Here is an 18083-nt window from a genome sequence, read left to right on the forward strand (position 1 = left end):
GTGCCCCTCGTACCAGCGAGGCAAGGGGCTCTGTCATGGTCTGAACGGGGTCCCTGGGGGGCCGGGGAACCGCCCGCCCTCCCTCCGGGGAGGGGTGCGGCGCCCCGGCCGGCCCGTCAGACCTCTTCGACGCTGCTCGGCTCGCGCCGGGACAGGTCGATACCGAGCTCTTCCGCGGCGCGGAAGACGTCCTCGTCGGTGTCACGCATCTCGATGGACATACCGTCGCTGGACAGCACCTCCACGTTGAGGCACAGGGACTGCATCTCCTTGATGAGCACCTTGAAGGACTCGGGGATGCCCGGCTCGGGGATGTTCTCGCCCTTGACGATGGCCTCGTAGACCTTCACGCGGCCGGTGACGTCGTCGGACTTGATCGTCAGCAGCTCCTGGAGGGCGTACGCGGCGCCGTAGGCCTCCAGCGCCCACACCTCCATCTCGCCGAAGCGCTGGCCACCGAACTGGGCCTTACCACCCAGCGGCTGCTGGGTGATCATCGAGTACGGACCGGTCGAGCGGGCGTGCAGCTTGTCGTCGACCAGGTGGTGCAGCTTCAGGATGTACATGTAGCCGACCGAGATCGGCTCCGGGAACGGCTCGCCGGAGCGGCCGTCGAAGAGCCGGGCCTTGCCGGAGGGGAGCACCAGGCGGTCCCCGTCGCGGTTCGGCAGGGTGGCGTCGAAGAGACCGGCGATCTCGTCCTCGCGGGCACCGTCGAACACCGGGGTGGCGACGTTGGTGCGCGGGGCGACCTCGTCGGCGCCGATCGCGGCCAGGCGCTTCTGCCACTCCTCCTCGATCCCCTCGATCTTCCAGCCCTGGGAGGCGAGCCAGCCCAGGTGGATCTCGAGGACCTGACCCGGGTTCATCCGGGACGGGACGCCGAGCGGGTTGAGGATGACGTCGACCGGGGTGCCGTCCTCCATGAACGGCATGTCCTCGATCGGCAGGATCTTGGAGATGACGCCCTTGTTGCCGTGGCGGCCGGCGAGCTTGTCACCGTCGGTGATCTTGCGCTTCTGGGCCACGTAGACGCGGACGAGCTGGTTGACGCCCGGAGGCAGCTCGTCGCCCTCCTCGCGGTCGAAGACGCGGACGCCGATGACCTTGCCCGTCTCGCCGTGCGGCACCTTCAGCGAGGTGTCGCGGACCTCGCGGGCCTTCTCACCGAAGATCGCGCGCAGCAGCCGCTCCTCCGGGGTCAGCTCGGTCTCACCCTTCGGGGTGACCTTGCCGACCAGGATGTCGCCGGCCTCGACCTCGGCGCCGATGCGGATGATGCCGCGCTCATCGAGGTCCGCCAGGACCTCCTCGGAGACGTTCGGGATGTCCCGGGTGATCTCCTCGGGGCCGAGCTTCGTGTCGCGGGCGTCGACCTCGTGCTCCTCGATGTGGATCGAGGAGAGGACGTCGTCCTGGACGAGGCGCTGCGACAGGATGATCGCGTCCTCGTAGTTGTGGCCCTCCCACGGCATGAACGCCACGAGCAGGTTCTTGCCGAGCGCCATCTCGCCCTGGTCGGTCGAGGGGCCGTCGGCGAGGACCTGGCCGGTGACCACGCGGTCACCCTCGTTCACGATCACCTTCTGGTTGAAGGAGGTGCCCTGGTTGGAGCGGAAGAACTTGGCGACCCGGTACGTGGTGTACGTGCCGTCGTCGTTGGCCACCGTGACGTAGTCGGCGGAGACCTCCTGGACCACGCCGTCCTTCTCGGCCTTGATGACGTCACCGGCGTCGACCGCGGAGCGGTACTCCATGCCGGTGCCGACCAGCGGGGCCTCGGCCCGGATCAGCGGGACGGCCTGGCGCATCATGTTCGAGCCCATGAGCGCGCGGTTGGCGTCGTCGTGCTCCAGGAAGGGGATCATGGCCGTCGCGACCGACACCATCTGGCGCGGCGAGACGTCCATGTAGTCGACCTCGTCGCCGGGGACGTAGTCGACCTCGCCGCCGCGGCGGCGGACCAGCACACGACCCTCGGCGAACCGCATGTCGTCCGCCAGCGGGGCGTTCGCCTGCGCGATGACGTAGCGGTCCTCCTCGTCGGCGGTCAGGTAGTGCACCTCGTCGGTGACCTGGCTGTCGACGACCTTGCGGTACGGAGTCTCGATGAAGCCGAACGCGTTGACCCGGCCGTAGGAGGCCAGCGAGCCGATCAGACCGATGTTCGGGCCTTCCGGCGTCTCGATCGGGCACATGCGGCCGTAGTGCGACGGGTGCACGTCGCGGACCTCGAAGCCGGCCCGCTCACGGGAGAGACCACCCGGGCCGAGGGCGTTGAGACGACGCTTGTGCGTCAGCCCCGACAGCGGGTTCGTCTGGTCCATGAACTGGGAGAGCTGGCTGGTGCCGAAGAACTCCTTGATGGAGGCGACGACCGGCCGGATGTTGATCAGGGTCTGCGGCGTGATCGCCTCGACGTCCTGGGTGGTCATGCGCTCGCGCACGACCCGCTCCATACGGGCGAGACCCGTACGGACCTGGTTCTGGATCAGCTCGCCGACGCTGCGGATGCGCCGGTTGCCGAAGTGGTCGATGTCATCGGTCTCGACGACGATCGTCTGACCGTTGTCGCCGACCATCTCCATCTCGCCGGCGTGCAGCTTCACCAGGTACTTGATCGTCGCGATGACGTCCTCGACGGTCAGGACACCGGCGTCCAGCGGCTGGTCGCTGCCCAGCTTCCGGTTGATCTTGTAACGGCCGACCTTGGCCAGGTCGTACCGCTTGGGGTTGAAGTACAGGTTCTCCAGCAGCGTCTGCGCGGCCTCGCGCGTCGGCGGCTCGCCCGGACGCAGCTTGCGGTAGATGTCGAGCAGCGCGTCGTCCTGACCCTGGGTGTGGTCCTTCTCCAGGGTGGCGCGCATGGACTCGTACTGGCCGAACTCCTCCAGGATCTGGTCGTTGGTCCAGCCCAGGGCCTTGAGGAGAACGGTGACGGACTGCTTGCGCTTGCGGTCGATGCGGACACCGACCATGTCGCGCTTGTCGATCTCCATCTCCAGCCAGGCGCCCCGCGAGGGGATGACCTTGGCGGAGAAGATGTCCTTGTCGGACGTCTTGTCGATGCTGCTGTCGAAGTACACGCCCGGCGAGCGCACCAACTGCGAGACGACGACACGCTCGGTGCCGTTGATGACGAAGGTGCCCTTGTTGGTCATGAGCGGGAAGTCGCCCATGAAGACCGTCTGGGACTTGATCTCACCGGTCTCGTTGTTGGTGAACTCGGCGGTGACGAACAGCGGCGCGGCGTAGGTGAAGTCGCGCTCCTTGCACTCGTCGATCGAGTTCTTCGGCGGCTCGAAGCGGTGGTCGCGGAAGGTGAGCGACATCGACCCGGAGAAGTCCTCGATCGGGGAGATCTCCTCGAAGATCTCCTCCAGACCGGACTTGGTGGGGACATCCTCACCGCGGGCCAGCGCGGCCTCGACGCGAGCCTTCCAGGCGTCGTTGCCGAGCAGCCAGTCAAAACTCTCGGTCTGCAGCGCGAGGAGGTTCGGAACCTCGAGGGGCTCCCTGATCTTCGCGAAGGAGATGCGCAGCGGGGCGGTGCTGGCGCCGTTGTTCGAATAGGCAGTCGAGGCGTTGCGCGAGGCGGCCAAGAGGGGGTCCTTCCGAGGGCTCGGACTCACTACGCGCATACCGTGCCCCTGGTGACGGGCAGGGGGCAGTTAATAGGCAGCGCAAAGGGTCAGTGTAGCCACAAGGCCCACTGATGTCCAATACGGAATCCGGAGACCGGCACGTGGTACCAATCTCTCCCTCCGAGAGGGGCGAGCCCCTCCGTGTTGTTCAGCACCTGCCGCAAGGTTTCCCACTTCGTCGACGATCCATGCCTCGGATCGAGGATCGTCGTGACGACGCGTCCTGAGAATTGCGCGCTACGTGCGGTTCGTCAAGGCCCCCACTCCCCGAGACCGCCGGGAAGCGCTGGGCCGAACAGCGATGATCACCTTACCTGCCATGCTTCGTCAGGCAAGACGACCGTCGCGGAAACGACCGAGGGCGACCACCCGTATGGGTGATCGCCCTCGGTGGGAGTGGAGTCGACGGACTCCGAAAGTGACAGAAGTCACCGTGAGGCGTTCGAGGTCACTTGACCTCGACGGAGGCGCCGGCGCCCTCCAGGGCCTCCTTGGCCTTGTCCGCGGCCTCCTTGTTGACCTTCTCCAGGACGGGCTTCGGAGCACCGTCGACCAGGTCCTTGGCCTCCTTCAGGCCCAGGGAGGTCAGCTCGCGCACGACCTTGATGACCTGGATCTTCTTGTCGCCGGCACCGGCGAGGATGACGTCGAACTCGGTCTTCTCCTCGGCCTGGGCGGCGCCCTCGCCACCACCCTGGGCCGGGCCCGCGGCGGCGACGGCGACCGGGGCGGCGGCCTCGACGTCGAACTTCTCCTCGAAGGCCTTCACGAACTCGGAGAGCTCGATGAGGGTCATCTCCTCGAACTGCGCGAGCAGCTCTTCCTGGCTGAGCTTCGCCATGATGGCGGTCCTTCCACTAAGTCGGCTGGTGCCGGGTTGTACATGTCGGCGGGCGTACGGTGGCCCGCTGCGACCGAGTGCGCCGTCGGGTCACTCGGCCTCGGCGGGAGCCGGCGTACCGGCACCGCCCTGCTCGACCTTGCTGCGAAGCGCGTCCGCGGTGCGGATGAACTTCGAGAGCGGGGCCTGGAAGGTCGCCGCGGCCTTCGCCATGGACGCCTTCATGCCACCGGCCAGCTTGGCGAGCAGCACCTCGCGGGACTCGAGGTCCGCGAGCTTCTTGATGTCGTCCGCGGACAGCGCCTTGCCCTCAAGGACACCGCCCTTGATGACGAGCTGAGGGTTGTCCTTGGCGAAGTCACGGAGACTCTTCGCCGCCTCGACCGGGTCACCGGTCACGAACGCGACAGCGGTCGAGCCGATGAAGAGCTCGTCGAGCTCGGTGACCCCGGCCTCGTTGGCCGCGATCTTGGTCAGCGTGTTCTTGGCCACTCGGTACTGAGCGTTCTCTCCGAGAGAACGGCGCAGGTCCTTGAGCTGCGCGACGCTGAGACCGGTGTACGCGGTCACAACAGCGGCGGTGGAGTTCTCGAACTCCTGCTTGATCTCCGCGACAGTCGCGACCTTGTCGGGACTAGCCATGAGCCTCGGCCCTCCTTTCCGGGTGATGCGATCCTCGACCGGACCTCTCGGCCGGTCATGACGCCGGACCGCCCACGTCGGGCGCACGAGGAAGGGGGCTTGCGCAAAACGAAACGCCCCGGCGCAGGGCACGGGGCGTGACTCGACCACATCACACGGTCGAGAACTCTCCACAGTCACCTGCGCAGGTCGCCCGCTCCAAGCGGATCCTTCGGCCACCGTGCTCCGAGATCCGTACGGATGTGTGGAGACACGGCAACGACCAGCGGTCTTTGGCTTCCGTGGAAGAGTACGGGAACGCCGTCGCGTCAGGCAAATCGGGTGGCGCGTCCCTCCGGGCGAGCGATTCAGACCCCGTCGGGCTCCGGGGCCGCCCCGTCCGGGCCCGCCTCCAACTCCATCATGTCGGCCGTCCGGTCCGCCGGCGGCGCCGTGACGGAGACCGGGGTGCCGTAGTCGCTGTACCGCTCGGAGACGGTGAACTCGGCCCCGACTCCGGGCATGCTCATCCTCGTGTCGATCCGCACGGGGTAGTTCCGCTCGTCGACCCAGATGTCGATTTCGAGGCCCTCGATGCCCGCCTCCGCCAGCTTGCCCAGCAACTCCTCGCGCTCTTCGGCGGTGAGGTGGTCCGACGCGGGGTTGCGCTCCAGGGACTCCGTCACGGTGAGCACGCCGCTGTAGTGCTCGGTGACGACGCCGTCGAGCGTCTGTCGGCCCACCCGCTCGACATCGGAGGACTCCAACAGCAACCCCATCCGCTGGTGCGGGTTCTGCTGCTGCGTGCTCTGCCCGCCGCCCAGCAGCCTGTCGAGCAGTTGGGGGTCGCCCGCCTCTCCCGCGGCCTTCTCCACGTCCACCTTCAGCCAGGGCTTGCCGCCGAACTCCCGCGCGGCCTCCTCGCCGAGGTTCACGTACACCACGTTGTCGACCAGGACCGTGCGGATCTCGACCGGGCCCCTCCCCTGCGGGTCCGCCGACGTGCCGATCGTGGTCAGGTCCATGGCGACCGGGTCCCAGCTCATCACACCGGACACCTTCGCCTCGAAACCGTCCTCGGCGTCCACCGAGATGGTCTGCTCGACCCGGACGGACTTGGCCTCCTCGGTCTTCCTGGCGACCGTCCGCAGGGCCTGGACGACCGCCGCGGGCCGCTGCGCGCGCTCCTGCCCCTCGTCGGCCGCGTCGGCTCTCTCCCCACCGGCCCCACACCCCGAGAGCGCCGCCAGGGCCAGGACGGTGACTCCGAGCACGGCCTTGCGCACCAGACGCATGATCCCCCCGTGTTGTCGCGATGTTCCGCTGCGTGATCGAGACCGTCCCAGCCTATCGAGCCCCACGCCCGCGGTACGCGAAGGGCCGAGCCCCGCTCCACATCGGAAGCGGGGCTCGGCCGTTGCCCTGGGGACGCGCCGGATCAGGCGGCGACCTCCTCCTCCGCCAGGAGGTTGCGGGTGCGGTTGGGGTCGACCGGGATGCCGGGGCCCATCGTGGTGGTGAGGACGGCCTTCCTGATGTACCGGCCCTTGGCCGCGGACGGCTTCAGCCGCAGGATCTCGTCCAGCGCCGCCGAGTAGTTCTCCACCAACTGCTGCTCGCTGAAGGAGACCTTGCCGATGATGAAGTGGAGGTTCGCGTGCTTGTCCACGCGGAACTCGATCTTGCCGCCCTTGATGTCGGTGACGGCCTTGGCGACGTCCGGGGTGACGGTGCCGGTCTTCGGGTTCGGCATCAGGCCACGGGGACCGAGCACACGGCCCAGGCGACCGACCTTGCCCATCAGGTCCGGGGTGGCGACGACGGCGTCGAAGTCCAGGCGTCCGCCCGCGACCTCCTCGATCAGTTCGTCGGAGCCGACGATGTCGGCGCCCGCGGCTTCCGCGGCCGCGGCACGGTCGCCGGTCGCGAAGACCAGGACCCGGGCGGTCTTACCGGTGCCGTGCGGGAGGTTCACGGTGCCGCGCACCATCTGGTCGGCCTTGCGCGGGTCGACACCCAGGCGCATGGCGACCTCGACGGTCGCGTCGAACTTGGTCGGAGAGGTCTCCTTGGCGAGACGTACGGCCTCCAGCGGGGCGTACAGCCGCGTACGGTCGACCTTGGCGTCCGCGGTGCGGAGAGCCTTGCTGCGCTTCACTTCTGCTCCAGTTGTCTTCGGTACGAGGAGTCGTGGTCCAGGGGGCCAGCGCCTGACCCTGCCACTCTCTTTGCTCGGTGCTCGGTCGGCCTCCGGGAGCCTCGGCCCGATGCCGAAACGCCCTTCGGCCCGCTCGTCTCACGGGGTCTCCCGTGGAACGGGGCCCGAACACGCTCCGCGGAAGTACCGCGAAGCGGGTGGATCAGCCCTCGATGGTGACGCCCATGGAACGGGCGGTGCCGACGATGATCTTCTCCGCGGCGTCGAGGTCGTTGGCGTTGAGGTCGGGCATCTTGGTGGTGGCGATCTCACGCACCTGCTCGCGGGTGATCTTCGCGATCTTCTTGGTGTGCGGCTCGCCGGAGCCCTTCTCGACGCCCGCGGCCTTGAGGATCATCTTGGCGGCCGGCGGGGTCTTGGTGACGAAGGTGAAGGAGCGGTCCTCGTAGACCGTGATCTCCACCGGGATGACCCAACCGCGCTGCGACTCGGTCGCGGCGTTGTAGGCCTTGCAGAACTCCATGATGTTGACGCCGTGCTGACCCAGCGCGGGGCCGACCGGCGGGGCCGGGTTCGCGGCACCGGCCTGGATCTGGAGCTTGATCAGCCCCGTGACCTTCTTCTTGGGAGGCATGTTCTCTCCGGGTCCTAGTGAGAGGTGGTGAATCCCCCGGCGGGCCGAAAACACCGCACGGAGGCATACCGCACAACGATAGCCCGTACCGTGGCGCGGTCGGAAACCGGCCAGGTCAGGGCCGTCCGAGGACGGTCCTGACCTGGCCGGAAGCGTTGGGTCGAAGAACCCCGATCAGTTCTTCTGGATCTGGTCGAAGCTCAGCTCGACCGGCGTCTCGCGACCGAAGATCTCGACGAGGCCCTTGACCTTCTTCGAGTCGGGGTTGATCTCGTTGATCGTCGCCTGGAGCGTCGCGAACGGGCCGTCGGTGACGGTGACCGAGTCGCCGACCTCGAAGTCCAGCACCTGGACCTCGACCTTGCGGCTGGGTGCGGCACCACCCTCGGCGCCCCCTGCGGCGGCCTTCTCCTCGACCTCGGGGGCGAGCATCTTGACGACCTCGTCCAGCGTCAGCGGGTACGGGTCGTAGGCGTTGCCCACGAAGCCGGTGACGCCCGGGGTGTGCCGGACGACGCCCCACGACTCGTCCGTCAGGTCCATGCGCACCAGGACGTAGCCCGGGAGCTTGTTCTGACGGACGTTCTTGCGCTCGCCGTTCTTGATCTGGACGATCTCTTCCTCGGGCACCTCGGCCTGGTAGATGTAGTCCTCGACGTTCAGCGAGACGGCGCGCTGCTCCAGGTTGGCCTTCACGCGCTTCTCGTAGCCCGCGTAGGTGTGGATGACGTACCACTCGCCGGGGAGGCTGCTCAGCTCCTCGCGGAGGGCCGCGACCGGGTCGACCGGCTCCTCCTCCGCCGCCTCCGTCTCGTCGACGGACTCGGCGTCTTCCCCGGCCTGCTCGGTCAGGGGGGTGCCCTCGGCGGTGTCGGCAGCTTCGGCCTGGTCGACGCTGTCCGCCGCCTCGACGACGTCGGGCGCGGTGTCATCGCCCTCTGCGGGATCGACGGCGTCGTTCAGGTTCGGGTCAGACACGGTGGCTGCTTCTTCCTGGCTTCAAGGGGTCGAACATGCGGAAAGGTGCCCGGGAGGCTCCCTCCGCGGGCGGATCAGCCGAAGACGTACGTGACGGCCTTCGTGAATCCCCAGTCAATCATGGTCACCAGGCCGATGACGATGACGACGAAGATGATCACCACGGTCGTGTACGTCGACAACTGACGCTTCGTGGGCCAGACGACCTTGCGCAGCTCCGCGACGATCTGCCGGTAGAACAGCGCGAGACGGCCCAGAGGGCCCTTCTTCGCACGCTTGCCACCGCGCCGGGGCTTCTTGTCGTCCTGCGACCGCCCGGGCTCGGGGACCTCGATGGAGTCCGTGATCTCCGCCACTTGTCCTCACCTGCATCCGGGTCCTGGCCGCGTGCCGTGCCGCGTCCGGCCCGGCCGTACGGCGGTGCGTCCAGTACGTACACGTGCACGCACCTGTCCAGATGCGTGTAGCAGGGCCGGAGGGACTCGAACCCCCAACCGCCGGTTTTGGAGACCGGTGCTCTACCAATTGAGCTACGACCCTTTGTGTCGCCCCCCAACCTACAGCATCCGAACGGTCCCGCGGAGTACGCGGTTCACCGGATGATCGGCCGGAACCAACGACCGTGAGTGTACGTGCTTCACGCGCCTCCGTCGAACACGTAACCCCGGATCGTCCCGAACCTCCCGGCTCCTCCCCGTCCCCCCGGGCTCCCTCCCGCGGTTCCCTCCGGGCTCCCGTTCCAGTTCCCTCCGGGCTCCGCTCCGGTTCCGTTCCGCGCCGGACCCGTGCGCCGTTCACGTGCCCGGGCGGTCCCCGGTCTGCGACGATGCCCCTATGACCGCAGCAACTCCTCCCAACCAGTCCCCCACCGAGCGCCGGGTCTCGGCCCGGATCGGCTCGATCTCCGAGTCCGCCACGCTCGCCGTCGACGCCAAGGCCAAGGCCCTCAAGGCCGCCGGGCGACCGGTCATCGGCTTCGGCGCGGGCGAGCCCGACTTCCCGACGCCCGACTACATCGTCGAGGCCGCGGTGGAGGCCTGCCGGAACCCGCGCTTCCACCGCTACACCCCGGCCGGTGGGCTCCCCGAGCTGAAGGAGGCCATCGCCGCGAAGACGCTGCGCGACTCCGGCTACGCGGTCGACGCCTCCCAGGTGCTGGTCACCAACGGCGGCAAGCAGGCCATCTACGAGGCCTTCGCCGCGATCCTCGACCCGGGCGACGAGGTCATCGTCCCCACGCCGTACTGGACCACCTACCCGGAGTCGATCAAGCTCGCGGGCGGCGTCCCGGTGCCCGTGGTCGCCGACGAGACCAGCGGCTACCGCGTCTCCGTGGAACAGTTGGAGGCGGCCCGCACCGAGCGCACCAAGGTGCTGCTGTTCGTCTCCCCCTCCAACCCGACCGGCGCCGTCCACTCCCGCGCCCAGGCCGAGGAGATCGGCCGCTGGGCCGCCGAGCACGGCCTGTGGGTGCTCACCGACGAGATCTACGAGCACCTGGTCTACGGCGACGCGGAGTTCTCCTCCCTGCCGGCCCTCGTCCCGGAGCTGGCCGACAAGTGCGTCGTGGTCAACGGCGTGGCCAAGACGTACGCCATGACCGGCTGGCGCGTGGGCTGGATCGTCGGCCCCAAGGACGTGGTGAAGGCCGCCACCAACCTCCAGTCGCACGCCACCTCCAACGTCTCCAACGTGGCGCAGGCCGCCGCGCTGGCCGCCGTCTCCGGCGGTCTGGAGGCCGTGGCGGAGATGCGCGAGGCGTTCGACCGCCGCCGCCGGACGATCGTGCGGATGCTGAACGAGATCGAGGGCGTCACCTGCCCCGAGCCGGAGGGCGCCTTCTACGCGTACCCGTCGGTCAAGGGCGTGCTCGGCCGGGAGATCCGCGGCAGGCGTCCGGCCACGAGCGTGGAGCTGGCCGAGGTGATCCTGGAGGAGGCCGAGGTCGCGGTCGTCCCCGGTGAGGCGTTCGGCACCCAGGGCTACCTGCGGCTGTCCTACGCGCTGGGTGACGAGGACCTGGTCGAGGGCGTCTCCCGCATTCAGAAGCTGCTGGCGTAAGGCGCTCCGGCGCCCCGCCGGCCCCCCGACACGCCCGACGAGCGGGCCTCCCGGAACACGCTCCGGGAGGCCCGCTCGCGCGTTCGAACCGGTCCCCGATCGTGGCCCGTGACTTCCGGGTGTGTCGCGCCGTGCGGCAAAATCCCTGGATGGAGAGTGTTCGCGACGTCCGCAAGCTGCCGAAAGCCCACCTGCACCTGCACTTCACCGGATCGATGCGGCCCGGCACCCTGCTGGAGCTCGCCGACAAGTACGGCGTCCACCTCCCGGAGGCCCTGCGCGGCGGCCGACCGCCGAGACTGCGGGCCACGGACGAACGGGGCTGGTTCCGCTTCCAGCGGCTGTACGACATCGCGCGCTCCTGCCTGCGCTCGCCGGAGGACATCCGGCGGCTGGTCCGCGAGGCGGCCGAGGAGGACGTGCGGGACGGGTCGCGGTGGCTGGAGATCCAGGTCGACCCCACCTCGTACGCGCCGCGGCTGGGCGGACTGATCCCGGCGCTGGAGATCATCCTGGACGCGGTGGAGACCGCGAGCCGGGAGACCGGACTCGGAATGCGGGTGCTGGTCGCCGCGAACCGCGTGAAGCACCCGCTGGACGCCCGCACGCTGGCCCGGCTGGCGGTGCGCTACGTCGACCGCGGAGTCGTCGGTTTCGGGCTCTCCAACGACGAACGGCGCGGCTTCGCCCGCGACTTCGACCGGGCCTTCGCCATCGCCCGCAGGGGCGGTCTGCTGTCCGCCCCGCACGGCGGCGAACTGGCCGGGCCGGCCAGCGTCGCCGACTGTCTGGACGACCTCCGCGCGAGCCGCGTCGGGCACGGGGTGCGGGCCGCCGAGGACCCGCGACTGCTGCGGCGGTTGGCCGACGAGCAGGTGACCTGCGAGGTGTGCCCGGCGTCCAACGTGGCCCTGGGCGTCTACGACAAGCACGAGGACGTGCCGCTGCGGACGCTGTTCGAGGCGGGCGTGCCGATGGCGCTGGGCGCCGACGACCCGCTGCTGTTCGGCTCCCGGCTGGCCGCGCAGTACGAGATCGCCCGCCGGTACCACGGCTTCACGGACGCGGAACTGACGGAACTGGCCCGGCAGTCGGTGCGCGGATCGAGCGCGCCGGAGGGGGTCCGCAAGGAGATCCTGGCGGACATCGACGCCTGGCTGGCGTCCCCCGCGGAGCCCGCCGGACCCACGGCGCCCGCAGACTCCGTGGAACCCGCGGAGCCGACGCGCCGCTGAGTCCTCCCGTCCCCGGCCGGGAGACGGCCGGGGACGGGAGGCGGGCTCAGAGGGAGCAGCCGACGGTCACCGGCTCGTTGACCAGCCGCACGCCGAAGGCCGCGTGCACGCCGTCGCGGACCTCTCGGGCCAGGGCGAGCAGGTCGGCGGTGGTGGCCGTCCCCCGGTTGGTCAGGGCGAGGGTGTGCTTGGTGGAGATCCGGGCCGGTCCGTCGCCGTACCCCTTGGTGAAGCCCGCCTTGTCGATCAGCCACGCGGCGGAGGTCTTCACCAGCCCGTCCCCGGCCGGGTAGGCGGGCGGGACGACGTCCGGGCCCAGCCGCTCCGCGACGCGGGCGAGGAAGACGGCGTGTTCGGCCTCGGTGAGGACGGGGTTGGTGAAGAAGGAGCCGGCTGACCAGGTGTCGTGGTCCTCCGGGTCGAGCACCATGCCCTTGCCGGCGCGCAGTTTGAGGACGGTCTCGCGGGCCCTGGCCGCGGGCACCCGCTCGCCCACCTCCACGCCCAGCGCGCGGGCGGTCTCGGCGTAGCGGATGGGGGCCGAGAGCCCGTCCGCGTCCTCCAGTTCGAACCGGACCCGCAGGACGACGAAGCGGGTGGGGTCGGCCTTGAAGCGGCTGTGCCGGTAGGAGAAGCCGCACTCGGCGGCGGGGATGGTGACGGTTTCGCCCGCGCGGCGGTCGTAGGCGACGACCTCGGTGATCGTGGCGGAGACCTCCTGGCCGTAGGCGCCGACGTTCTGGATGGGCGTGGCGCCCGCGGAGCCGGGGATTCCGGCCATGCACTCGATGCCCGCCAGCCCCGCCTCGACCGTGCGGGCCACGGCGTCGGACCAGTTCTCGCCCGCGGCCAGTTCCAGCCGAGTGCCCTCCAGGCGGAAGCCGGTGGTGGCGACGCGCAGGGCGGTGCCGTCGAAGCCCTCGTCCGCGATGACGAGGTTGCTGCCGCCGCCGACGACCAACAGCGGTGTGCCGTCGGCGTCCGCGGCCCGGACCGCCTCGACCACTTCCTCGTCGGTGTGAGCCGTGATCAGACGTCTCGCCGGGCCGCCCAGCCGGAAGGTGGTCAGCGGGGCGAGGGGGGCGTCGTGGAGTTCCTGCACGGGCCCAAGACTACGAGAGCGACCGCGCCCGGAGGGCACGGCCGCTCCCGTGGCGCCGCGGGGCCGGACTCAGGCGAGCCGGACCACCGCGCGGGACATGCCCAGCACCTTCCGGCCGGCGCTCGTCACGACGAGGTCCACCCGGACGGTGCGCTCCTCGTCGTCCAGCTTGGCGGCGACCTTCCCGGCGACCTCGATGGTGGCGCCCTTGTCGTCGTCGGGGACGACGACGGGCTTGGTGAAGCGCACGCCGTACTCCACCAGCGCGCCCGGGTCGCCGACCCAGTCGGTGACCACGCGGGCGGCCTCGGCCATGGTGAACATGCCGTGCGCGATGACGTCGGGGAGACCGACCTCGCGCGCGAACCGCTCGTTCCAGTGGATCGGGTTGAAGTCCCCGGAGGCGCCCGCGTACCGCACGAGTGTGGCGCGGGTCACGGGGAAGCTCCGCGCGGGGAGTTCGGTGCCGACCTCGACGTCCGCGTACGCGATCTTCGCTGCCATATCCGCGTCACTCCCCCTGTTCCGGTGCCGGCTCGTCCTCCGGGGCGCGGGCCACCAGCTTGGTCCAGGCGGTCACCACGTGCTCGCCGTTCTCGTCGTGGACCTCGCCGCGGACGTCCAGGACGTCGTTCCCGGCGAGCGACTTGATCGACTCGATCGTGGAGGTCACCGTGAGCCGGTCCCCGGCGCGCACCGGCCGCGTGTAGGCGAACCGCTGGTCGCCGTGCACCACCCGGCTGTAGTCCAGCCCCAGTCGGGGGTCCTCGACGACCGCTCCGGCCGCCTTGAAGGTGATGGCGAAGACGAAGGTGGGCGGTGCGATCACGTCGGGGTGGCCGAGTTCCTCGGCCGCCTTTGGGTCCGTGTACGCGGGGTGGGTGTCCCCGATGGCCTCGGCGAACTCGCGGATCTTCTCCCGGCCGACCTCGTACGGCGCGGTGGGTGGATAGCTCCGCCCCACGAAGGACTGGTCGAGCGCCATGGCCCGGTACCTCCATACGGCTTGCTGGTGGACAGCTTCTGGTGGCGCGTTCCCGCCCGCCGCGCGCCCGGTGACGCGACCCCGGTGGTGCGACCCCGGTGACACAACGAGGCCGCCCCCGCAACGGGGACGGCCTCGTGCTGACGTCTGTGTGAGCGCGGCGGCCCTGCCGTCGCGACTTATCGCGTCTCGCGGTGCGCGGTGTGCGCGTTGCAACGCGGGCAGTGCTTCTTCATCTCAAGACGGTCCGGGTTGTTCCGCCGGTTCTTCTTGGTGATGTAGTTCCGCTCCTTGCACTCCACGCAGGCCAGCGTGATCTTCGGGCGGACGTCGGTGGCAGCCACGTGAGTGCTCCTTGACGGACGAGACGGTTTAACGCAGGAATAGTAGCCGACCGGAGGACCGACCCCGCAATCGGCTACTGGTTGAGGTAGCGGTGACCGGACTCGAACCGGTGACACAACGATTATGAGCCGTTTGCTCTACCGACTGAGCTACACCGCCGCGATGCGGGTGCCCCCCGTTCGGGACGGGGGACCTCTCACATCAGAGCCCCAATACGGAATCGAACCGTAGACCTTCTCCTTACCATGGAGACGCTCTGCCGACTGAGCTATTGGGGCGAGCGATGAAGACATTACACGGTCGGAGCGCCGAACGTGAAATCCTTGTCGGCCGGATCTTCGGCCGACCGTGTTCCCCACCGCCCCACCGGCCCACTCCCCGCTCACCGGTACGACTACCGGTACGACTATTGGCCTTCCGTGTGCTGCCGCCGCCCCACCGCACCGGCCCGGCCCTAGGCTCGGTCCACACCAGCGATCATGAGCGAACCGCGGGAGCCCCATGCCCGAGAGCCAGCCGCAGGAACCGGCGGAGCCCGATCGCGACACCGCCCCCGGACCGCCCCCGCTCCTCCTGTGCGGCGCCCGACTCGCCGACGGACGCACCGTGGACGTCCGGCTCGGCGGCGGCCGGATCGAGGCGGTGGGCGCCGCGGGAAGCCTGTCCTCACCCGGCCCGGCGTCCGCGCGGCTCCCCCGGATCGACCTCACCGGCCACCTCCTGCTGCCGGCGCCCGCCGAGCCCCACGCCCACTACGACACCGCGCTGACCGCCGACGCGGGCGGCGCGGGGCCCCCGGACGGGATCGGGGACCTCCAGCGGAACGTCCAGCGGCGCGCCGCCGAGGCCGCCCTGCTCCAACTCGGCCACGGCGCCACCGCCGTGCGCACCCACGTGCGGGTCGGCGACGCCGCCGGACTCTCCGTCCTCCAAGCCGTGCTCCGGGCCCGGCACGCCCTGCGGGGGTTGACCGACCTCACCGCCGTCGCGGTGCCCGGGGTGCTGACCGGCGTGGCCGGGGCGGACGGCCTGGCGGTGCTGCGGGACGCGGTGGGGATGGGCGCGCAGGTGGTGGGCGGCTGCCCGGATCTCGACCCCGACCCGGCGGGCCACCTGGAGGCCGTGCTGACGGTGGCCGCCGAGTACGGCCGCCCGGTGGACCTCCACGTCCGCGGCGGGGCCCCGGCCCGGCTGTCCCGGTTCGCCGCGCTGGCGGGCGAGTCGCGGACGGAGCTGGTCGTCGGCCCCTGCGACGGTCTGGCCCGTCTTCCGCACGAGGTCGCCGCCCGTGCCGCCGAGGCCCTGGCGGCGGCCGGGGCCACGGTGGTCTGCCTGCCACGGGGCGGCTGCGGGCTGTCGGGCCCTCTCCCCCACGCGACGCCCGTGCGGCTGCTGGAGGCGGCGGGCGTGCGGGTCGCCGCGGGCGGCGGCGCGCTGCGCGACGGGGCCGACCCGGTGGGGCGCGGCGACCCGCTGGAGGCCGCCCACCTGCTGGTCTCCCGCGACCGGCTCGACCCCGAGGCGGCCTACGAGGCGGTGAGCGCGCGGGCGCGCCGGGCCCTGGGGCTGCCTCGGGTGCGGATCGAGGCCGGCTTCCCGGCGGAGCTGCTGGCGGTGCGCGGGGACACCCTCACCGGGGCGCTGTCGCTGGCGTACAGCAGGCTGGTCGTCCACCGCGGCCGGGTGGTGGCCCGGACCAGCGCGGTGCGGGAGTACTGCGACACGACGGACACGGCGGACAGGGCGGACAGGGCGGGCGCGGGGGACACGGCGAACACGGCGAACACACGGCCCGGTCACGCCGCGGAACTCGGGCTTCCCCGCCAGTCACAGCGCTGACGCGGCCTTCCCGGCGTACGGTCGGATCATGCGCACAGTCATCGCTGGTGGACACGGTCAGATCGCGCTGCGGCTGGAGCGGTTGCTCGCCGAGCGCGGGGACGAGGTCGCGGGGCTCATCCGGCGGCCCGAGCAGGCGGACGACCTGCGCTCGGCGGGGGCCGAGCCGATCGTCTGCGACCTGGAGTCGGCGTCCGTGGAGGAGGTCGCCGGGCATCTGGAGGGCGCCGACGCGGCGGTCTTCGCGGCGGGCGCCGGGCCGGGCAGCGGCGCGGCCCGCAAGGACACCGTGGACCGCGCGGCGGCCGTCCTCTTCGCGGACGCCGCCGAGCGCGCCGGGGTGCGCCGTTTCGTCGTCGTCTCCTCGATGGGCGCGGACCGGGAGCCCCCGGCCGACACCGAGCCCGTCTTCGCCGCCTACCTGCGCGCCAAGAAGGCGGCCGAGGAGGACGTGCGCCGCCGCATCGACCTGGACTGGACGATCCTCCGCCCCGGTCGCCTCACGAACGAGCCGGGCGCCGGCAGCGTGCGGCTGGGGCCCCAGGTGGAGTACGGCGAGGTCACGCGCGACGACGTGGCCGCCGTCCTCGTCGCCCTCTTGGACGACCCCCGCACCGTGCGGATCACGCTGGAGCTGACGGGCGGCCCCACCCCGATCGACCAGGCGGTCGCGACGCTGGGCGCGCAGGCGACGGAGGTGCCGGACTGACCCGCCCCGGTGGTGGGGCCGGCCGGGGGATTCGTTCCGGGTCGGCCCCGCGCCGGGAGCGTCGGCGCGTCGGGGGCGGCGGCACTGGCACGACGCCGACACGGCGCCGATACGACGCCGATACGACGAAGCCCTCTCCGCCTGCTGCTTCCGCAGGATGGAGAGGGCTTCGTTTCTGTGGCGGCGCTAGGATTCGAACCTAGGAAGGCTGAGCCGGCAGATTTACAGTCTGCTCCCTTTGGCCACTCGGGCACACCGCCTGGTCCGTCGCCTCGGGGCTTCCCCTTCGGCAACGGGCATAACCATACCCGATGGTGGGGGGTGGTTCGCCACCTGATCGTCCGGCGGTGAACCGCCGCGTCGCGTGGTTAGGCTGACGTGCGCGTGCCGTGCGCGGCCGCACCCCGACGGATCTACGTACGAGGAGCCAATCCACGATGGCCGACTCCAGTTTCGACATCGTCTCGAAGGTCGAGCGGCAGGAGGTCGACAACGCCCTCAACCAGACCGCCAAGGAGATCTCCCAGCGCTACGACTTCAAGGGCGTGGACGCCTCCATCGCCTGGTCGGGCGAGAAGATCGAGATGCGTGCCAACTCCGAGGAGCGAGTCAAGGCGATCCTCGACGTCTTCCAGTCCAAGCTGATCAAGCGCGGCATCTCGCTGAAGTCGCTGGACGCCGGGGAGCCCCAGTCGTCCGGCAAGGAGTACAAGCTCTTCGCGTCGATCCAGGAGGGCATCTCCCAGGAGAACGCCAAGAAGGTCGCGAAGATCATCCGCGACGAGGGCCCCAAGGGCGTCAAGGCGCAGGTGCAGGGCGACGAGCTGCGGGTCAGCTCCAAGAGCAGGGACGCGCTCCAGGAGGTCATCGCCCTGCTCAAGGGCAAGGACTTCGACTTCGCGCTCCAGTTCGTCAACTACCGCTGAGCGGT

The 18083-nt window shown here is 70.2% G+C and carries 17 protein-coding genes and 4 tRNA genes; 5 read left to right on the forward strand and 16 right to left on the reverse strand.

The features are described from left to right. Window positions 1–116: 116 nt before the first annotated feature. The 9 genes from rpoB to IF47_RS0122035 all read right to left on the reverse strand — a co-directional run bounded on the left by rpoB (window position 117) and on the right by IF47_RS0122035 (window position 9416). A complete protein-coding gene (gene rpoB, locus IF47_RS0121995; RefSeq protein WP_031510643.1) occupies window positions 117–3602 on the reverse strand; it encodes a DNA-directed RNA polymerase subunit beta in 3486 nt (1161 codons plus the stop codon). Window positions 3603–4092: 490 nt separating this feature from the next. Then, window positions 4093–4485, reverse strand: coding sequence for a 50S ribosomal protein L7/L12 (gene rplL, locus IF47_RS0122000; protein ID WP_031510644.1), 393 nt, complete (start codon window positions 4483–4485; stop codon window positions 4093–4095). A gap of 90 nt (window positions 4486–4575) precedes the next feature. Further along, entirely contained in the window at window positions 4576–5127 is a 552-nt protein-coding gene (gene rplJ / locus IF47_RS0122005) for a 50S ribosomal protein L10 (RefSeq protein ID WP_031510645.1), read from the reverse strand. A 347-nt stretch (window positions 5128–5474) separates the two neighbouring features. Further along, the gene (locus IF47_RS0122010) at window positions 5475–6401 is read right to left on the reverse strand and encodes an SCO4651 family lipoprotein (protein WP_031510646.1); all 927 of its coding nucleotides are present in this window, start codon (window positions 6399–6401) and stop codon (window positions 5475–5477) included. Between the two features lie 143 nt (window positions 6402–6544). Beyond that, window positions 6545–7264 (reverse strand): 50S ribosomal protein L1, encoded by a 720-nt coding sequence (gene rplA, locus IF47_RS0122015; protein ID WP_031510647.1) that lies wholly within the window; start codon window positions 7262–7264, stop codon window positions 6545–6547. Between the two features lie 202 nt (window positions 7265–7466). After that, window positions 7467–7898 carry a 50S ribosomal protein L11 gene (gene rplK, locus IF47_RS0122020; protein ID WP_031510648.1) on the reverse strand — a complete coding sequence of 144 codons (432 nt, stop codon included), beginning with the start codon at window positions 7896–7898 and terminating at the stop codon, window positions 7467–7469. 174 nt (window positions 7899–8072) lie between these two features. Next, entirely contained in the window at window positions 8073–8876 is an 804-nt protein-coding gene (gene nusG, locus IF47_RS0122025; protein ID WP_031510649.1) for a transcription termination/antitermination protein NusG, read from the reverse strand. 74 nt (window positions 8877–8950) lie between these two features. Continuing rightward, the gene (gene secE, locus IF47_RS0122030; RefSeq protein ID WP_031510650.1) at window positions 8951–9232 is read right to left on the reverse strand and encodes a preprotein translocase subunit SecE; all 282 of its coding nucleotides are present in this window, start codon (window positions 9230–9232) and stop codon (window positions 8951–8953) included. A gap of 111 nt (window positions 9233–9343) precedes the next feature. Beyond that, a tRNA-Trp gene (locus IF47_RS0122035) sits at window positions 9344–9416 on the reverse strand. A gap of 294 nt (window positions 9417–9710) precedes the next feature. On the opposite strand from IF47_RS0122035, the gene IF47_RS0122040 reads away from it, so the two are divergent. Then, window positions 9711–10937 (forward strand): pyridoxal phosphate-dependent aminotransferase, encoded by a 1227-nt coding sequence (locus tag IF47_RS0122040; RefSeq protein ID WP_031510651.1) that lies wholly within the window; start codon window positions 9711–9713, stop codon window positions 10935–10937. A 149-nt stretch (window positions 10938–11086) separates the two neighbouring features. Further along, entirely contained in the window at window positions 11087–12172 is a 1086-nt protein-coding gene (locus IF47_RS0122045) for an adenosine deaminase (RefSeq protein ID WP_051718061.1), read from the forward strand. 46 nt (window positions 12173–12218) lie between these two features. On the opposite strand, the gene IF47_RS0122050 is transcribed toward IF47_RS0122045, so the two are convergent. From IF47_RS0122050 to IF47_RS0122075, 6 genes are all read right to left on the reverse strand, one after another. Next, window positions 12219–13274, reverse strand: coding sequence for a UDP-N-acetylmuramate dehydrogenase (locus IF47_RS0122050; RefSeq protein WP_031510654.1), 1056 nt, complete (start codon window positions 13272–13274; stop codon window positions 12219–12221). A 69-nt stretch (window positions 13275–13343) separates the two neighbouring features. Beyond that, complete coding sequence (locus tag IF47_RS0122055) at window positions 13344–13778, reverse strand: MaoC family dehydratase (protein WP_031510655.1); 435 nt, start codon at window positions 13776–13778, stop codon at window positions 13344–13346. Window positions 13779–13785: 7 nt separating this feature from the next. Continuing rightward, complete coding sequence (locus IF47_RS0122060; RefSeq protein WP_031510656.1) at window positions 13786–14259, reverse strand: MaoC family dehydratase N-terminal domain-containing protein; 474 nt, start codon at window positions 14257–14259, stop codon at window positions 13786–13788. 179 nt (window positions 14260–14438) lie between these two features. Then, window positions 14439–14603: a 50S ribosomal protein L33 gene (rpmG, locus tag IF47_RS0122065; protein WP_003948671.1), complete on the reverse strand. Its 165-nt coding sequence runs from the start codon at window positions 14601–14603 to the stop codon at window positions 14439–14441. Window positions 14604–14690: 87 nt separating this feature from the next. Then, window positions 14691–14763: transfer RNA gene (locus IF47_RS0122070), tRNA-Met, on the reverse strand. A 46-nt stretch (window positions 14764–14809) separates the two neighbouring features. After that, window positions 14810–14882: transfer RNA gene (locus IF47_RS0122075), tRNA-Thr, on the reverse strand. Window positions 14883–15105: 223 nt separating this feature from the next. Here IF47_RS0122075 and IF47_RS0122080 point away from each other — a divergent pair. Both IF47_RS0122080 and IF47_RS0122085 read left to right on the forward strand, forming a co-directional pair. Continuing rightward, complete coding sequence (locus IF47_RS0122080) at window positions 15106–16443, forward strand: amidohydrolase family protein (RefSeq protein WP_245641190.1); 1338 nt, start codon at window positions 15106–15108, stop codon at window positions 16441–16443. 28 nt (window positions 16444–16471) lie between these two features. Further along, window positions 16472–17152 (forward strand): NAD(P)H-binding protein, encoded by a 681-nt coding sequence (locus IF47_RS0122085; protein WP_031510658.1) that lies wholly within the window; start codon window positions 16472–16474, stop codon window positions 17150–17152. A gap of 178 nt (window positions 17153–17330) precedes the next feature. Here the strand turns inward: IF47_RS0122085 and IF47_RS0122090 are convergent. After that, window positions 17331–17412: transfer RNA gene (locus IF47_RS0122090), tRNA-Tyr, on the reverse strand. A gap of 177 nt (window positions 17413–17589) precedes the next feature. Here IF47_RS0122090 and IF47_RS0122095 point away from each other — a divergent pair. Beyond that, window positions 17590–18078, forward strand: coding sequence for a YajQ family cyclic di-GMP-binding protein (locus IF47_RS0122095; protein ID WP_031510659.1), 489 nt, complete (start codon window positions 17590–17592; stop codon window positions 18076–18078). Window positions 18079–18083 lie beyond the last annotated feature (5 nt).

Origin of the sequence: Streptomyces megasporus, from assembly GCF_000718985.1 — a bacterium.
In the GTDB taxonomy this organism is placed as follows: domain Bacteria; phylum Actinomycetota; class Actinomycetes; order Streptomycetales; family Streptomycetaceae; genus Streptomyces; species Streptomyces megasporus.